The organism is Alcanivorax borkumensis SK2, from assembly GCF_000009365.1.
GTDB classification, from domain to species: domain Bacteria; phylum Pseudomonadota; class Gammaproteobacteria; order Pseudomonadales; family Alcanivoracaceae; genus Alcanivorax; species Alcanivorax borkumensis.
Map to the genome: position 1 here is coordinate 922,566 of NC_008260.1, position 13,626 is coordinate 936,191.

Annotated in this window: 12 protein-coding genes; 6 read left to right on the forward strand and 6 right to left on the reverse strand. The window is 54.2% G+C overall.

All coding sequences use genetic code 11. From position 1 onward, the window contains the following. Positions 1-25: 25 nt before the first annotated feature. The 3 genes from ABO_RS04280 to ABO_RS04290 form a co-directional block, all read right to left on the reverse strand. Positions 26-898, reverse strand: a complete 873-nt coding sequence (locus ABO_RS04280) for a GAF domain-containing protein (RefSeq protein WP_232501282.1) — start codon at positions 896-898, stop codon at positions 26-28. 66 nt (positions 899-964) lie between these two features. Next, the gene (locus ABO_RS04285) at positions 965-1,654 is read right to left on the reverse strand and encodes a response regulator transcription factor (protein WP_197017562.1); all 690 of its coding nucleotides are present in this window, start codon (positions 1,652-1,654) and stop codon (positions 965-967) included. A gap of 171 nt (positions 1,655-1,825) precedes the next feature. Further along, positions 1,826-2,818 carry a GlxA family transcriptional regulator gene (locus ABO_RS04290; protein WP_011588116.1) on the reverse strand — a complete coding sequence of 331 codons (993 nt, stop codon included), beginning with the start codon at positions 2,816-2,818 and terminating at the stop codon, positions 1,826-1,828. 92 nt (positions 2,819-2,910) lie between these two features. Between ABO_RS04290 and ABO_RS04295 the strand changes: the two genes are divergently transcribed. Next, positions 2,911-4,698, forward strand: a complete 1,788-nt coding sequence (locus tag ABO_RS04295) for an acyl-CoA dehydrogenase (RefSeq protein ID WP_011588117.1) — start codon at positions 2,911-2,913, stop codon at positions 4,696-4,698. 505 nt (positions 4,699-5,203) lie between these two features. On the opposite strand, the gene fabB is transcribed toward ABO_RS04295, so the two are convergent. Then, on the reverse strand, positions 5,204-6,418 hold the full coding sequence (gene fabB, locus ABO_RS04300) for a beta-ketoacyl-ACP synthase I (protein ID WP_011588118.1): 1,215 nt from the start codon (positions 6,416-6,418) through the stop codon (positions 5,204-5,206). Between the two features lie 9 nt (positions 6,419-6,427). Beyond that, complete coding sequence (gene fabA, locus ABO_RS04305) at positions 6,428-6,955, reverse strand: 3-hydroxyacyl-[acyl-carrier-protein] dehydratase FabA (protein ID WP_011588119.1); 528 nt, start codon at positions 6,953-6,955, stop codon at positions 6,428-6,430. Between the two features lie 387 nt (positions 6,956-7,342). Between fabA and ABO_RS04310 the strand changes: the two genes are divergently transcribed. From ABO_RS04310 to adk, 5 genes are all read left to right on the forward strand, one after another. Beyond that, positions 7,343-9,313: a heme lyase CcmF/NrfE family subunit gene (locus tag ABO_RS04310; protein ID WP_011588120.1), complete on the forward strand. Its 1,971-nt coding sequence runs from the start codon at positions 7,343-7,345 to the stop codon at positions 9,311-9,313. Continuing rightward, positions 9,303-9,851, forward strand: coding sequence for a DsbE family thiol:disulfide interchange protein (locus ABO_RS04315; protein ID WP_011588121.1), 549 nt, complete (start codon positions 9,303-9,305; stop codon positions 9,849-9,851). Before ABO_RS04310 ends, ABO_RS04315 begins: the two co-directional genes overlap by 11 nt. Then, a complete protein-coding gene (locus ABO_RS04320) occupies positions 9,851-10,288 on the forward strand; it encodes a cytochrome c-type biogenesis protein (RefSeq protein ID WP_011588122.1) in 438 nt (145 codons plus the stop codon). The genes ABO_RS04315 and ABO_RS04320 overlap by 1 nt, the downstream gene beginning before the upstream one ends. Then, complete coding sequence (locus tag ABO_RS04325) at positions 10,285-11,310, forward strand: tetratricopeptide repeat protein (protein ID WP_011588123.1); 1,026 nt, start codon at positions 10,285-10,287, stop codon at positions 11,308-11,310. Before ABO_RS04320 ends, ABO_RS04325 begins: the two co-directional genes overlap by 4 nt. 284 nt (positions 11,311-11,594) lie before the next feature. After that, positions 11,595-12,251, forward strand: a complete 657-nt coding sequence (gene adk / locus ABO_RS04330; RefSeq protein ID WP_011588124.1) for an adenylate kinase — start codon at positions 11,595-11,597, stop codon at positions 12,249-12,251. Between the two features lie 398 nt (positions 12,252-12,649). On the opposite strand, the gene ABO_RS14450 is transcribed toward adk, so the two are convergent. Further along, positions 12,650-12,826, reverse strand: a complete 177-nt coding sequence (locus ABO_RS14450; RefSeq protein ID WP_158299161.1) for a hypothetical protein — start codon at positions 12,824-12,826, stop codon at positions 12,650-12,652. Positions 12,827-13,626 lie beyond the last annotated feature (800 nt).

A 13,626-nucleotide genomic window follows, 5' to 3' on the forward strand; every position in this document is an offset into this window, starting at 1 on the left:
TATTTCTTCTCTGCGGAGCGCATTCTTATATCGCCATTTCCTGGGCTCTGTTTAGGGGGCGCTGTTCAATCCGGACCAGTAGTTGTTTGGCGTTTAACGCATCACGAATGCGATGAATAGTGTTTTCCGCTTTGTTGGAATCTGCGTCAGCGAGAAGAATCCCGAAATGGTTGTTGCCCAGATGCGCAATGCTGTCCTGCTCGCGTAACAGGGCCGCGAGAGAGTCGGCGATCGTTATGCTGTTGCTACCCTGGGGTGCTTGTAAAGCAAGCACCGACGATTCCATGCCAAAATCCCGACAGTGCTGTTGTTCCTGAGTGATGATGTCTGCCCAGCCCTGCTGGCTGGGTAAGCCTGTATCAACGCAACGATCTGGGTGTTCCAGGAAAATATTGATGCGCTGTTGCTCGATGTCACGCAGGGCATGGGCTAGTAAGAAGCTGATAAGCCGTGCTTCATGCTGAAGAGTGGGCAGGGCTTGTTCCAAGGCTGGGTTCTGGGGGGTGGGATCCAGTGCGTAAAGGGTGCCAAAAAGCTGGTGTTTTAGGTCGACCAGAGGCAAGCCAATATAGGCGCCGATTGTCAGCTCATCTTTGATCGGTGCCTGATTATACAGCGGAGTGGCCGGGGCGTTGGCGGTAATGCAGGGGGCGCCCTGTTGCAGCATTCGGGCCCCATAGTTTTTTGCCCATTGCAGGCGGCTGCCTTGGGTCAAGCCGTAATAAGTATCCCGGGTTCGCAGTACCGTTAGTTCTTCATTGTGGTGGCGGGTGATCATCCACAGGGCCATACCAAAACGTTTTTGTAGTTCGTCAAGGTGAGCATCCAGTAACTCTGGGCAGGAAGAGTAACTGGTTAACGCTTTATTGGTGCTGTTGCTGTTGCTGTCGATGGGCATAAATGGGCAAAATTACTTTTTGCCCATTTTCAGCCCCTAACCCATCAAAGTGCAAGTGCCCTTGGATCACGGTGCGATTTCGGTCATTTCCTGGATGCTGAAACCGACTCCAGGCAGGGTATTCAGCAGGGCCTCGTCGAAGGGTTTGTCCACGGCTTTGCGCAGATTATACAGATGGCTGCGCAGGGCATCTGAATCGGGCACCAAGTCGCCCCAAAGCTCATGCTCCAGTTGTTCTCGGCTTACTACCTTGGGCGATTCACGCATTAATATACGCAAGATGCGGAAGGCGGTGGGGGAGAGTTTTAGCCGTTGCCCGCCACGGCGAACTTCCTGGCGAGCCGGGTCCAGCTCCAGATCGGCAATCTGCAGAGTGTTGGCGGTCACTTCTTTGCGCTGTCGACGTATCAATGCAGAGACCCGGGCAACCAGTTCCGGTAAAGCAAAAGGCTTGACGATGTAGTCGTCTCCGCCACGATCAAACCCTTCTAGTTTGTCTTCCAGTTGGTCTCGGGCAGTCATAAATATAACGGGCATATCCAGTGCCAGTTCTTCGCGCAAGTACTGGCAGAAACTGTAGCCGTCTTCGCCGGGAAGCATCACATCTAGAAGCATCAAGTCGTAATGATGCTCCTGGACCAGTTCCCGGGCCAGGCGAGTGTTACCGGCGTAGTCCACAGTGGCGCCTTGTTGCTCTAGGTATTCCAATACGGTTTGGGCCAGCTGGCGATGATCTTCTACCAGCAAAATGGACAGATTATTCACAGGACTCTCCTTGTGTGTCTGTGAGTATCCTCACTGCTCGCCCGTCAAGGTTCCGTCAATTGCCTTCACGTGCCTGAATCATTCCACTTTCAGCGCTTTCCTTCCTTAGCGCAATCCACAAACGATCAACGGCTCAACAGGCTCAATATTATTCATTGAGTGTTAGTCATTCAGCGCACCCGTGCGAGCGAAGCGCTGCCGGTAATGACTGGGTGATAAGCCGGTGTGACGTTTGAAGAGGCGTGAAAAACTGCTTACATCCTGGTAGCCCACGCGCTCGGCTAGTTTGGCCAGATTATTGCTGCCCCGCTCCAGCATTTTTCGAGCGGCTTCAATGCGAACTCGCTGCAGATACTGCAAAGGTGGCTCGCCTAGCGTGGTGGTGAATCGCCGTTGCAACTGGCGCGGACTCAGGCACGCCCTCTCTGCCAGCTCTCCAAGACTGGTGTTTTCCTTGAAGTGCTCATGGATCCAGGCCTGAATGGCTTGTACTTGGTCGTCTTGATGGTAGGTATGGGCAGGCAAGCCTGCGTAGATGCTTTGCAGGTCGTTGCGTACATCGATGACAAAGGCTCGCGCCAGTTCGCGGGCCATTTCTGCACCGCAAAAGCGTTCAACCAACAAAATGGTTAGGTCTCGCCAGGCGGTGCCGCCACCGGCACAAAAAATATTGTCGTGGCGGGTAATAAGCTCCCGTTCGGTTAGGTTGACTTGTGGATAACGGTGGCGAAATTCTTGGCTAAATCCCCAGTGGGTGGTAGCCGTTTTGCCGTCTAATAATCCGGCTTCTGCTAACAGGAAGGCCCCGGTACAGTTGCTGGCCAGATCTGCGCCGCCCTGATGCAGAAAGCGTAACCAGGACAGCGTGTCCTTTTCTTGTGACAACACGGTTTCGATCTGGCCGCCAATGGTGGGTACCACCACCAGATCAGCTTGATCTATTTGCTCCAGAGAGCAATCCACCGCCATGCGTATGCCGTTGGTACAACGCACCGGGGTGCCGCCACGAGACACCACGTGTACTTTAAATTGCCGGCTCAGGGGTTGACCGTGGATTCGATTCCAGGTCACTCCGGTCAAATTGAGTAAATCCACCACTCCGGTCAGGGCTGAGGCAAAGACGCCGTCAAAAGCTAATACCGCTACCGTAAACATCTGTCGTTTTCCGCCATGAATTAGTCATAGGCGACAATGCCAGAGGCAACATAACGATGGCAATCTGTTATCCAAAATAACGGGAGGCTATTGTGAGTGATGTGATTCTTGACCGCCGTGATTTGAGCTTTCAGCTTTTTGAGGTGCAGGATACCGATAGCCTGTTTGCCCGCCCGCGCTTTGAAGATCACAGCCGTGAGACCATAGAAGCGGCACTGGATACTGCGGAGAAACTGGCGCGGGAAAAGTTCGCAAACCACAACGCTCTGTCTGATAAAGAGGAGCCGGCCTTTGTGGATGGCAAAGTGGTGATGCGGCCCGAGGTCAAAGAAGCGTTTGATGCTTATATCCGCGCCGGTTTTCTTTCATCGCGAGCCCGCTATGAAGAGGGCGGTATGCAGCTGCCTGAAATTGCCGCCGCGGCTTGTAAAGGCATGTTCACGTGCGTGAATCCCAGTTCTACCGGTTATGTCTTCCTGACGGCGGCAGCAGCCAATGTGATTCGCAACTTTGGCAATGACACGCTAAAAGCCCGCTTCCTAGAACCGATGATGGCGGGCCGTTTCACCGGCACCATGGCGCTGACGGAGCCCCATGCTGGTTCTTCTCTCACAGATATACGCACCCGTGCGGTTCCACAGGATAACGGCAGTTATCGGATCAAGGGCAGCAAGATTTTTATTTCTGGTGGCGAGAATGAGCTGGCGGATAATATTGTCCACTTGGTGTTGGCGAAAATTCCCGGTGGCCCGGTCGGCGTTAAAGGTATTTCTCTGTTTGTGGTGCCGAAATATCGACTTGATAATAACGGCCACCCGGACGTCCGCAATGATGTGATTTTGGCGGGTCTGATCCACAAGTTGGGTTACCGTGGCACCACGAGCACGGCCTTGAGCTTCGGCGACGCTGATGATTGCCATGGTTATTTGGTGGGTGAAGCCCATCAAGGCCTGCGTTATATGTTCCAGATGATGAATGAAGCGCGGCTCGGTGTCGGGTTCGGCGCTGGTTTGCTTGGTTATCGTGGTTATCGGTTTGCGCTGGATTATGCCCGTGACCGGCGACAGGGCCGCCACCCTGACGACGCCGATTTTTCCAAGCCGCAGGTGCCGCTCATTGAGCATGCCGATGTGAAGCGGCTGCTGCTCACCCAGAAAGCCTATGCAGAAGCCGCCATTGCAATGAGCTTGTATGGCTACCGCCTGGTTGACGATATTGAAACCGGGAACGAGACGACGTCAAAAGAGGCTGAGCTGCTCCTTGATCTGCTGACCCCGGTTTTGAAAACCTGGCCTTCTGAGTTTGGTGTAAGAGCCAATGACATGGCCATTCAGGTTTTTGGTGGTGCGGGTTACACCCGTGAGTATCCGGTGGAGCAAGTGTGGCGTGATAATCGCCTTAACCCGATCCACGAAGGCACCACTGGCGTGCAGGGGCTAGATTTGTTGGGCCGCAAAGTGTGGGTAAACAATGGCAAAGGCCTGGTGCTGCTGGCCAGCCGTATCATGGCCGATGTGCTGGCCACCGCTAATGAGAACTGTAAGCCCATGGCAGGTGCGTTGCAGGCCATGCTCCCCTTGATTGAAAAAGCGACTCAGGCGGTGGGCAACCAAATGGCCAGTGCAGGTGCTCGTATTGCCTTGTCTAACGCTAACGCGTACCTGCAGTTGCTTGGCCAGGTGGTGGCAGCGTGGATGTGGTTGCGACAGGCCAATGCGGCAGCCTTGTTGACGAATCCTGATGATGCAGCCTTTGCCAAAGGGAAACTGCAGGCCGCCCGTTACTTCTTCAGATGGGAATTGCCGCGGGTAAAGTGGGATGCACAACAGTTGATTAATGGCGACGACACTTTTGCAGATATGGATCCCAGCTGGTTCTAATCTTGCCTCGATTTCGATCGGGCTATGCAGGTTGGATTAACCGAGTGCGCTTATCGTTATCACGCTTTAAATCTGTCATTGGCAAAAGACGCTCTGCTAGCCTTTTGAACCCACGTTAAGGGGCTTTTTAGGGGGGGGCGCGAGTTAGCGTACAAACACCCGTTATTTCGGCTCAGTGCTAGGGTGGCTGATTTTGTGTGTTCTGCTCAATGGCCGATGCGAGATGTTTGCTGCTAAAGCAAAACGTCCTCTCCTTATCGTGTCGCTACGATGCTGCTTGTGGCCGTGATGGTCGTACTGATTTCTATTCGGTGACTAGGGGGCATGACATGGATGAATCCAACTGTGCACTTTCCGTGGGCGCACAAGCGTTTAGCCTGGTAGAGAGATGAAATCGGTTTTTCTGGCTCCACAAAAAAGCCCGGCTACGGTAAGTGCCGGGCTTTTTTGGTGAGGGCTAGAAAACGCTTTTGGCGCTGTCAGCCATTACTGCACAGGGTTGAGCTTAGTCCTGCCATTTGCGCAACACCAGGCTGGCATTGGTGCCACCGAAACCAAAGCTGTTGCTCAGTACGGTGGTGGGGCCGCTATCTTTGCCTTTCACGAGTACTGGCATGCCTTCGGCTTGTTCATCCAATGTTTGAATATTGGCACTGACGGCGGTGAAGTCGTTCTGCATCATCAGCATGCAGTAGATTGCTTCCTGAACCCCGGCTGCGCCCAGGCTGTGGCCGGACAGGCTCTTGGTGGAACCAATTGAGGGGCACTGATCTGCAAACACTTCGCGGATAGCTTTCAGCTCGGCCACGTCTCCCACGGGTGTGCTGGTGCCGTGGGCGTTGATGTAATCAATGGAGCCATCCACCGTGGCTAGCGCCTGACGCATACAACGTGCCGCGCCTTCGCCGTTGGGGGCCACCATGTCGTGGCCATCGCTGGTGGCGCCGTAGCCTAACACTTCCGCATAAATGGTCGCGCCACGGGCCTTGGCGTGTTCCAGCTCTTCCACTACCACCATGCCGCCGCCGCCGGCGATCACGAAGCCATCACGGGTGGCATCGTACGCCCGTGACGCCTGTTCGGGGGTGTCGTTGTACTTGCTGGATAGGGCCCCCATAGCATCGAATAAGCAGCTCAAGGTCCAGTGTTCTTCTTCACCACCGCCGGCAAATACCACGTCTTGTTTGCCCAGTTGAATCTGTTCTACGGCATTGCCAATACAGTGGGCACTGGTCGCACAGGCAGAAGCGATGGAGTAGTTCACCCCTTTGATCTTAAACGGTGTGGCCAGGCATGCTGAGACGGTTGATGCCATCACCCGCGGTACCATGTAAGGACCAACCCGCTTTACGCCGCGGTTGCGGGCGATGTCGGCGGCTTCCACCTGGTTAAAGGAGGAATGGCCACCTGAGCCGGCGATCAGGCCGGTGCGTTCATTGCTGACCTGCTCGTCGCTGAGCCCGGAGTCAGTAATCGCATTCTGCATGGCCACGTAGGCATAGGCGGCCGCATCACCCATGAAGCGGCGTGGTTTACGGTCGATAAAATCATCAAGCTGGATGTCGGGAGTGCCCGCTATTTGGCTGCGCATGCCGATTTCCTGATATTGCTCTTTAAAGCGGATACCGGAACGGCCTTCTCGCAATGAACGAGTGACGCTGTCAGCGTCGTTGCCTAGACAGGAAACTATGCCCATCCCTGTGATTACTACGCGGCGCATGAATCGCTCCTAAAAACCATCGGTAGAAGTGAACAAGCCAACTTTCAGATCGTCGGCCTGATAGATGTCTTTTCCGTCCACAGATACGGTGGCATCCGCCAAGCCCAGAACCAGCTTGCGGGAAATGACCCGTTTCAGGTCGATTCGATAAGTCAGCTTTTTGGCTGTAGGCAAAACCTGGCCGGAAAACTTCACGTTACCTACGCCCAGTGCACGGCCCCGGCCTGGGTTGCCTACCCAGCCCAGGAAAAACCCGAGCAGCTGCCAGGTAGCATCCAAGCCCAAGCAACCGGGCATCACCGGGTCGCTTTCAAAATGGCAATCAAAGAACCAGAGATCTGGGTGGATATCGAGTTCGGCGATGATTTCACCTTTGCCGTATTTGCCCCCCTGGTCGCTGATATGGGTGATACGGTCCATCATCAGCATGTTGGGTAAAGGCAATCGCGCATTATTGGGGCCAAAGAGTTCCCCGTGCGCGCAGGCGAGGAGATCCTCGCGTGTATAAGAAGATTTTTGTGTTGTCGTAGTGCTCAAAGTCTTACTCCATGCAGGCCAGGGCGACGCATTTTGAGTATATGGATTATTCGTGACGTTTTATCTTCAGCGCGGTGACACACTGTTATGTTCTAGCTGATAGTAGCAAAGCAAAGTGAAAGCATACGAATAGCAACCGTCTCAAAATATGTCTTGGCGTCGTTTTACCGAAAATGACCGATGAACGGAGCGTGACCACGGCGGTCTAGTATCGTTGAGGGGGATCGTTTCATTGTGGCAGAGCCATGGACTTGCAATTGCCGGACCATCTACCGATGCTATGCGCGCTGGATCGCGCCAAAGCAGCGTCCGGCGGCCCTTTGACCAGTCAGAATCGCAAGTTGTTTATCCCAGTCGTGTATTTAGTCGTATAAGTAAGGAGCTCTCGTGGCGGCAGAAATCGGGCATCTCTCTCTGTGGTTGGCACTGGCCGCAGCATTGTGTCTATCAGTGTTTCCGCTGATTGGCGTTTATCGCAACATGCCCGCTTGGCAGTGGTACGCTCGACCGTTGGCCTGGATCCAATGGTTGGCAATGACCATCGCCATGGTGGCGTTAGGCTATTGCTTCTACATCAATGATTTCTCGGTGACCTATGTGGCTGGCCACAGTAACTCGGCATTGCCGCTGGCGTACCGGTTGTCCGCCATTTGGGGCGGCCATGAAGGGTCCCTGTTGTTGTGGGGCTGGATGCTGTCCGGGTGGGCCGCCATGGTCGGGCTGCTGAGTCGCAGTGTGCCGTTGCCCATGGTGAGCCGGGTATTGTCTGTCATGGGCATGATTGCCGTGGGCTTTATGTTGTTCATGCTACTTACGTCCAATCCTTTCGATCGAAACCTGCCCTGGTTTCCGCTGGACGGTGCTGACCTGAACCCGCTGTTACAGGATCCGGGGCTGATCATTCACCCGCCGATGCTTTATATGGGCTACGTGGGCTTTGCGGTGGCGTTTGCATTTGCCGTGGCGGGGTTGCTGATGGGCAACCTGGATCCTGCCTGGGCCCGCTGGGCGCGGCCGTGGACCACGGTAGCGTGGAGCTTCCTAACGGTGGGCATCGCGCTGGGCTCCTGGTGGGCCTATTACGAGTTGGGCTGGGGCGGCTGGTGGTTCTGGGACCCGGTGGAAAACGCTTCCTTGCTGCCGTGGTTAGCCGGGACCGCGCTCATTCACTCTTTAGCGGTGAGTGAGAAACGCAATATGTTCCGTGCCTGGACAGTGTTGCTGGCGATCATTACGTTTTCCTTGAGCCTGTTGGGTACCTTCTTGGTCCGCTCGGGGGTGCTAACGTCGGTTCATGCCTTTGCCAATGATCCGGCACGGGGGGCCTTTATCCTGGGTTTCCTTATCGTCGTCGCCGGGGGGGCGTTAACGTTGTTTAGTCTGCGTGCGTCATCGTTACGCAGCAACACCGGATTCAAACCGGTATCCCGGGAAGCTTTCCTGTTGGGTAATAACCTGATTTTGCTAACCGCCACTTCTGTGGTGTTGATGGGGACGCTATTTCCCCTGATTGGCGAAGCGCTGGACATGAAAATCTCCATCCGCAGCCCATACTTCAATGGTTTCTTTGTGCCGTTGGCGCTGGTGTTGATTCTATTGATGGTGCCGGGGGTGTTCAGTAACTGGAAACGTCAGGACGGCAATACCTTGCTTAAACGCATGGCCCTGTTGGCTCCTGCTGCGATCATTGCGGGATGGTTCGGCTCTCGATTGCCCGATCCAAGCCCCTGGCAGGGCGTTTTGGCCATCATGCTGGCTTTGTTCCTGGTTTTTGCTCATATAGATGATGTAATCCGCCGGGCTAGCGCTTACAAGCAAGGTTTCGTTACGGGTTTGGGTAAGCTGGGGCGCGGTTACTGGGGCATGGTGTTCGCTCATTGTGGTTTGGCGGTGTTGATCGCCGGTATTACATTGGTGAGCTTCCATGAGGTGGAGCGGGACATTCGTATGGGGCCGGGCGATACGGCTGAACTGGGCCATTACACCTTTGTGTTCGACAGCTTGGATAAATACAGCGGGCCCAACTTTGACGCTACCCGCGGCCATTTTCATGTCAGCCATGACGGGGACCCGGTGGCGGTGATGCACCCGGAAAAACGGACTTATCACGCCAGTGGCCAGGTAATGACAGAAGCGGCGATTGATGCTGGTTTCTGGCGCGACCTCTATGTGGCGCTAGGTGAGCCCTTGGATAACAGCGATGCTTGGGCTGTGCGTATTTATTTCAAACCAGGCATTCGGTGGATCTGGCTGGGGGCATTGATTATGGCCCTTGGCGGCGCGCTGGCATTGACGGACAAACGTTATCGGCGCAACCGTTTTGCCACCAATGACGCAGGAGTGGCCAATGAAAGCTAATTCTCCCTGGGTGTTTTTGCCCTTGGTCGGGTTTGTGTTGCTAGCGGTGCTGTTGGCCAGTGGCTTGGGGCGCGATCCGCAGGAACTGCCATCTGCTCTAGTGGGTAAACCGGTGCCATCATTTTCTCTGTCGTCGCTGCTGACCGAAGAAACCTATACGGAGGATTCTTTGAAAGGGCGCTGGCAGTTACTCAATGTATGGGCTACTTGGTGCCCGACTTGCCATGTTGAACATCCCTATTTACTGGAGCTGGCCGCTCGGGGCGTGGCCATTGCCGGTTTGAATTATAAAGACGAGCTGCCCGCTGCCCGCCAGTATTTGGCCAACTTGGGCAATCCATTCACCCATGTCATTGTCGATGCGGATGGTCAGCTGGGTCTGGATTTAGGGGTGTACGGTGCCCCGGAAACCTTTTTGATTAACCCGGCTGGCGAGATCGTATTGCGCCATGCGGGTGATCTGAATGCCCGTGTTTGGGAAGAAAAATTCCTGCCGTTACTGCCCGCTCAGGCGGGGCAGGGTAAGGGGGGCCAATAATGCTACGTATTGTCTTGTTGCTCACCTTGTCCATGTCAGCTTTTGCCGCTATCGATGTTTACCAGTTCGATAATCAGCAGCAGGAGCAGCGTTTTCGTATCCTTTCAGAAGAGCTGCGTTGCCCGAAATGTCAGAACCAAAGCATCGCCGATTCGGATGCGGGTATCGCCCAGGACATGCGTACGCGGGTGCATACCATGATTCTGGAAGGCAAGAGCGATGAACAGATCGTTGATTATTTTGTTTCCCGCTATGGAGACTTTGTCAGCTATCGGCCACCAGTGAATGCCGGCACCTCGATCCTGTGGCTAGGGCCAATACTGTTATTGCTGGGCGGTGCCGTTTTGATCGTGTTGTTGCTGCGAAAAGCCAGCCGTAAGGCCGCACTGGAAGAACAGAAATTGCAGAATAAAGAGCCGGGAGAGGGAACAAAATGATGTTGTGGGTGATGTCGCTGGTTCTGTTACTGATATTGGCTGCCATGCTGTGGTTGATGTGGCGGAGTGAAGCCCGCAAGGCCGGCAAAAACATGTCCGGGGCTTTGGGGATTCCATTGGTGATGGTGATTCTGGCGGGTGCTGGCTACGGATTAATTGGGCTAAATGAGCACACTGGCACCTGGTTAACGCATAAGCAGGAATACGGTGATGTTGCGCAGCAAATCATTGCCGGCCAACCACCGGAGAAGGCGGCCTCCGAAGTGCCCGCTGGCGCTCTGGTGCGGGTTCTTCAGTCTGAACTTTCGCAAACGCCCTCTGCCGTGGGCTGGTATGCATTGGGGGCCCTGTATGATCAGCTAGGCGCGCCGGTACAAACGGAGGAAGCTGCCCGTAAGGCTCTGCAGCTCAACCCAGAGAATGCCGCCATGCATTTATTACTGGCTCGGGCACTGATCGAAAAGAACGAGGCACGACTAACTGATCCCGCTTTAGATGAGATTCGCTGGGTACTGGATCGTGAACCGAATCATGATGGTGCCTGGATGCTGTTGGCCATGTCGGCCGATCGAGCTGGTCGTTACGCGTTGGCGGAACAGGCTTGGGCGTCGTTGCTGTCGCGACACAGTCAGGGTGAAACCGCAGATCTGTTACAGCGAGGACTGAATCGAGCAAGAGAACAGAAGCAACGGGAAGGGCTTTTCGCCAATCTCAGCGCTACAGTTCATGGCGAAAATCTACCCGCTGGGGGCACTTTGTTTGTGTTTCTGCGTGAAGCGGGTAGTGCGGGGCAGCCCTTGGCTGCGCAACGAAAAGTTGTCCCTCATTTCCCTATTAATATTGAGCTTACGGCGGCTAACTGGCTACAGTCCTATCCGGACGAGCAGGCAGATCTTGTCATTGGCGCACGTTATACACCGGCACCTGGAGCCTCGGTGGACCAAGCTGCCATTACCGCCGTCCCCACCCCGCTCAAACTCCCCCAGCGCCAGCCCGCAGTGCTTAATTTGTCCCGCCAATAGGGGCTTGTTGCCTTGGGCTGCTACCTAAGTAGCAGCCCCTATCCCTTGTGATGAACGGGGCCTCAAGGTAAAGTTGCAGCCCTTCGGAGGCTGGGTTCCTCTGATTTGTACATCCATACGCTTGAAACTGCGCCGATTAGCGCCGTCTACGGCGGGCCTTCGCTCTCCCAAAGGAGAGAGGTGTGAGTCGCTTCTGGGCTGGAACACATAGGGCCGCAGCGGTGAAGGTGAACAAATCAGAGGCACTTTTTACCTCTTCTGACGATAGAAAGATGGAGAATCCTATGCGTGTCATCCTGCTTGGTGCCCCCGGTGCGGGCAAGGGCACCCAGGCGCAGTTCATCAAGGAACAGTTCAATATTCCTCAGATTTCCACCGGTGACATGCTGCGCGCTGCGGTAAAAGCAGGCACTCCCTTGGGCCTGGAAGCTAAAAAAGTGATGGATGCGGGTGGTCTCGTTTCCGACGATATTATCCTTGGTCTAGTGAAAGAACGTATTACGGAAAATGATTGTGCCAACGGGTTCCTGTTCGATGGCTTCCCACGCACTATCCCACAGGCGCAATCGCTAGTTGAGCAGGGCGTTGATATCGATTTTGTAGTGGAGATCGATGTCGATGATGAAGAAATTATTGAACGTTTGAGCGGGCGTCGTGTTCACCCGGCCTCCGGTCGTGTGTATCACACCAAGTACAATCCGCCAAAAGTTGAAGGCAAAGACGATGAAACCGGTGATGAGCTGGTTCAGCGCGATGACGATCAAGAAGAGACGGTGCGTAAGCGGCTAGAGGTTTACCAAGCGCAGACACGTCCTCTGGTGGACTTCTACCAGGATCTGGCTACACAGGGAGAATCTAACGCCCCACGTTATGTGCGTGTTGCCGGCGTTGGCTCCGTGGACGATATCCGCGATCGAGTACTGTCTGCTCTTAAAGGCTGATTACTGCTTTGCCGGTACCTGAATAGCAAAAAAAGAATGGGAAGCTGAGGCTTCCCGTTTTTTTGCCTATTACCACCACAGTTACATAATGGCGTATTCTTTTTTGCGGATTAACAGTGCACAGGGCCCTAGCCTTGCCTAGCACCACATCCGGTCCGTGTTCTTGGCCGTTTACTATTCCTGCCAGCGCAAAGCCTTTCTAACGTGTGTGTGATTCTAAACGCGCCATCCTTAGAGGCGCGGCTGGACTTAATTCGCCGGCTGCTGGCTTACTTTTAGCGCCATCGCGGTTAGCGCAATTGCGCGGATGATATGCATATCGATTATTTTTGGGGGGTTTACCTTGCGGTTCTCTTCCCGGCTGACCTTGTAGTGGTCAACGAATACCGGACAGTGATTTAAGATTTCCTCTGCCACAACGGGGCGATGCCGCCGTTAAAGGAATGAGGACGGTACTGGTTGTAGTGACCCATCAGGTAGTCACCGATATCTTTTTCTCTACCTCGCAGGCGGATGCTCTGCTCCATCCAGATATAGAGGATCTCTGCGCACCACATTTTATTCGGGGGTGCCACAGTAAACCTTCGTCCCTCCATGGTTCGGTATATCTGGCCTGCTTGCTTGCAGGCATATGGGCCTGGCGGCTTAAAGATCAAGCCGATTTCACGTCACAGGCTTCACACCGTGATGTGATCGATTTCCTCTCCTTGCCCATTAAGAGCCTTTTGTATCGTGTGGCTTGTCCCTGAGCTTCTACTTTGCCTGAACACGTGATTAACGATAGCTTCAGGGCCACAGGCTCCGCATTAATATGGTGGCGCCGCTGATGAGGGTGCTCGTAGTAGCTGGAGCGGCTTCTGCACGCGCTGTTCAGAGCCGAGAGTTTGGCCTCTAGCCATGATGCTTACCCTCAAACGGTTTAACCCAGCGCTGCAGCGCACCCTCGATAACACCCAGCGATATTCTGACCTGAGAAAATGTGTAGCGCTGATCCAAAGCTCGGTGGGCAGGCTTGCTGCTGGAGTTCAGATGTAAAGGAACGTCTTCTTTTGGTCATTTGATTCCTCATTTAGGGTGGCAACTTTATTACCGTAGTTGGTGCACGGGTTCATTCGGCCACTGCAGTCTTAAATGCGGTGAGAAATGAAATAGGTTGTATAGATAGGTTGGTTTGAATCTGTATCTGGCAGCTATGTGAGTATTAAAGGGCCGGGTTATCTATGGCATGAAGGTGGTGGGCGGAGTGGTGAAATAAAGGCTTCTTAGGGCGTGCAGTAGGGAAGGGCAAAGGAACGAAGATGTGGTGTTAGTAAGCCCCGATCTTAACTTGTTAAGAAATAAAAGCTGTGAAAAATAAAACAAAGAAGCGATTAAG

Bases quoted from the DNA above. Each gene is read 5' to 3' on its own strand.
- ABO_RS04290 (WP_011588116.1), bottom strand. From the start codon at position 2,818: ATGTTTACGGTAGCGGTATTAGCTTTTGACGGCGTCTTTGCCTCAGCC.
- adk (WP_011588124.1), top strand. From the start codon at position 11,595: ATGCGTGTCATCCTGCTTGGTGCCCCCGGTGCGGGCAAGGGCACCCAG.
- ABO_RS04315 (WP_011588121.1), top strand. From the start codon at position 9,303: ATGAAAGCTAATTCTCCCTGGGTGTTTTTGCCCTTGGTCGGGTTTGTG.
- fabB (WP_011588118.1), bottom strand. From the start codon at position 6,418: ATGCGCCGCGTAGTAATCACAGGGATGGGCATAGTTTCCTGTCTAGGC.
- ABO_RS04280 (WP_232501282.1), bottom strand. From the start codon at position 898: ATGCCCATCGACAGCAACAGCAACAGCACCAATAAAGCGTTAACCAGT.
- ABO_RS04325 (WP_011588123.1), top strand. From the start codon at position 10,285: ATGATGTTGTGGGTGATGTCGCTGGTTCTGTTACTGATATTGGCTGCC.
- ABO_RS04320 (WP_011588122.1), top strand. From the start codon at position 9,851: ATGCTACGTATTGTCTTGTTGCTCACCTTGTCCATGTCAGCTTTTGCC.